This window comes from Methanobrevibacter sp. 87.7, assembly GCF_002208625.1.
In the GTDB taxonomy this organism is placed as follows: Archaea; Methanobacteriota; Methanobacteria; order Methanobacteriales; family Methanobacteriaceae; genus Methanarmilla.
Genome location: NZ_MRCT01000186.1, coordinates 1 through 3,096, shown reverse-complemented (window position 1 = coordinate 3,096; position 3,096 = coordinate 1). Strand labels below are relative to the sequence as shown.

2 protein-coding genes are annotated in these 3,096 nt (G+C 26.9%); both read left to right on the top strand.

What is annotated here, in order from left to right:
* Window positions 1-367: 367 nt before the first annotated feature.
* Window positions 368-1,084 carry a (5-formylfuran-3-yl)methyl phosphate synthase gene (locus BGI41_RS07415; protein ID WP_088540050.1) on the top strand — a complete coding sequence of 239 codons (717 nt, stop codon included), beginning with the start codon at window positions 368-370 and terminating at the stop codon, window positions 1,082-1,084.
* A 474-nt stretch (window positions 1,085-1,558) separates the two neighbouring features.
* A complete protein-coding gene (gene guaB / locus BGI41_RS07410) occupies window positions 1,559-3,040 on the top strand; it encodes an IMP dehydrogenase (protein ID WP_088540048.1) in 1,482 nt (493 codons plus the stop codon).
* The last annotated feature ends 56 nt before the right edge of the window (window positions 3,041-3,096 follow it).

Genomic DNA, 3,096 nt, shown 5'->3' with positions numbered 1-3,096 from the left:
ATATATTATTAACTTGTGTATAAAAAATTATTATTTAAACTAGTTTTTTTACATATTAAATACTTATAAATTTATATTTTTTAGATTAATTTATTTAGTTATATTTTTTTACTTAATAAATTATTTATACATTTTATTAAATTAGTTTAAGATTTATCTAATTTTATTATCAAGACAAAAGATTTATAAATGTATATTCATATAATTTTAATTAATAAATGATAATAGTAATATTTTATTAATTTATATCAATATTATATTAATTATTTAGTCGGTATTTAATGAATGTATTATAAATGTTTAAAATATTGTTATTTTTTGAATATTTGTAATTAATAGTAAATAATAATACTTGGAGGATAATATATTGCTTTTATTAATAAGTCCAATTAATCATGAAGAAGCTATAGAAGCTATTGAAGGTGGAGCAGATATTGTAGATGTAAAAAATCCTAAAGAAGGTTCCCTTGGAGCAAATTTCCCTTGGGTTATTAAAGATATTAGAAGTATTACTCCTTCTGATAAGTTAGTATCTGCAACTATTGGGGATGTTCCATACAAACCAGGTACTGTTTCTCTTGCTAGTTTAGGTGCACTTGTATCTGGTGCAGATTACATTAAAGTAGGTTTATATGGTACTCAAAATTATGAACAAGCTTTTGAAGTTATGAAAAATGTTGTAAAAACTGTTAAAGATGAATCTCCTGATACAATTGTTGTTGCAGCAGGTTATGCAGATGCTGATAGAGTTGGAGCAGTTTCACCTTGGGATATACCTAAAGTAGCTCGTGATTCTGGTGCAGATTTAGCAATGTTAGATACTGCAGTTAAAGATGGAAAAACATTATTTGATTTCATGACAATGGAAGATCTTGAAAAATGGGTTGCTGAAGCTCAAGAATACAATTTAAAAACAGCTCTTGCAGGTTCAGTTAAAAAAGAACAATTAAAACCATTATATGATTTAAATTGTGATGTAGTTGGTATTCGTGGTGCAGCATGTGTTGATGGAGACAGAAACACTGGTCATATTGATAGAACTGCAGTTAAAGCATTAAAAGATTTAGTTGATTCATTTAACTAAATTTTTAATTTTATATTTTTATTTGGTTTTTTGAGATTTTGTTTATCTGTTTTTTATGATGATATTTTCTGTTAAGTTTATATTTTACTTGTCTTGTTTTTATTTTTCTGAATTTTTTATAATTTTATTTTAAAACTGTGTTTTATTATTGTTTTTTGTATTTTTATATTTCTTAAAATTTAAAAAATATTCATACTTTAATTTATTATATTTTATTTCTTAATTTAAGATATTAGACTAATTTATATGAAATTTTATTAAAAAAACAATAAATTTATATTAAATAAAAGACATAACATTTATAATTATATTATACATGATATTTTTTTATATATTATAAAGAGTTATTTTTTTAGACTATATTAATATAATTCTATATTAATATAAATTGTAATTTTTTTATATTTTTTATTTAAATTCTAATAACTTTTTATATATTTTACAATTAAATTTATTATTTATTCGGTGAAAATAATGTTTTCAGAAAAAATACAAAATGCAAAAAGAGGATATACATATGATGACTTTCTTCTAATGCCTAATGCATCTCCTGTAGAGGCTAAACAGGTAGATACTAGTGTTAGATTAAGTGATAGAATAAAACTTAATATTCCTATTATGAGTGCAGCTATGGATAATGTAACTGAATCTGAACTTGCAATTGCTCTTGCACAAGAAGGTGGAATTGGTGTTATTCATAGGAATAAAACATTAGAACAAGAAGTTGAAGAAGTTAAAAAAGTTAAAATGGCTGAAGACATTACTATTCGTGATGTAGTTACTATTACTCCTGATTCAACAGTTCATGAAGTTCAAAAACTCATGGATGATCAGTCTATTAGTGGATTACCTGTTATGGATGGAGATACTATTATTGGTATTATTAGTCGTAGGGATGTTAATCCATTAATGAAATCTGGTAATGATAGAAAAGTAAGTGAAGTAATGACTTCAGATGTTGTTACTATTGATGAAAATACTTCTGCTGAAGAAGCTTTAGATATTGCATATGAACATAAAGTTGAAAGACTTCCTGTTTTAAATGATGGTAAACTTGTTGGTATTGTAACTATTCGTGATATTCTTAATCATAAAAAATATCCTAGTGCAGCAAGAGATAAAGATGGAAATTTATTAGTAGCTGCTGCTGCAGGACCATTTGATCTTGAAAGAGCTATGGCTTTAGATGAAGCTGGTGCAGATATTGTTTCTATTGATTGTGCTCATGCTCATAATTTAAATGTAGTTAAATTTGTTAAAACTATGAAAGAAAATTTAGATGCAGAATTATGTGTAGGTAATATTGCTACTGCCGAAGCTGCTGAAGATTTAATTGCAAATGGTGCAGATGCACTTAAAGTAGGTATTGGTCCAGGTTCAATTTGTACTACTAGGATTGTAGCTGGTGTTGGTGTACCTCAACTTACTGCTGTTTCTGATGTTGCTGATGTTGCTAAAGATTATGGAATTCCAGTTATTGCTGATGGTGGATTAAGATATTCTGGTGATATTGCTAAAGCTATTGGTGCAGGTGCAGATTGTGTAATGCTTGGTAAATTACTTGCAGGAACTTATGAATCTCCTGGTGAACTCACTGTAATGAATGGTAAAAAATATAAATCTTACCGTGGAATGGGTTCAATGGGTGCTATGACTGGTGGTTTCGGTGGAGGAGCTGACAGATACTTCCAAGAAGTTAAAGGAAATATGAAACATACTAAATTAGTTCCTGAAGGAGTTGAAGGAGTAGTTCCTTATAAAGGTACTGTATCTGATGTTATCTTCCAATTAGTTGGTGGATTAAAAGCATCTATGGGTTACTGTGGTGCTAAAGATATTGAAACTATGAAAAAAGTTGCAAGATTTGTAAGAATTACTCAAAGTGGTATTAAAGAATCACATCCACATGATCTTATAATTACTAATGAAAGTCCTAATTATCCAAACCTTGAATAATTAACTTTCTTACTTTTTTTATATTTTAAACACTTTTTTAAAATTAGTTTTTTATT

Bases quoted from the DNA above. Each gene is read 5' to 3' on its own strand.
- guaB (WP_088540048.1), top strand. From the start codon at position 1,559: ATGTTTTCAGAAAAAATACAAAATGCAAAAAGAGGATATACATATGAT.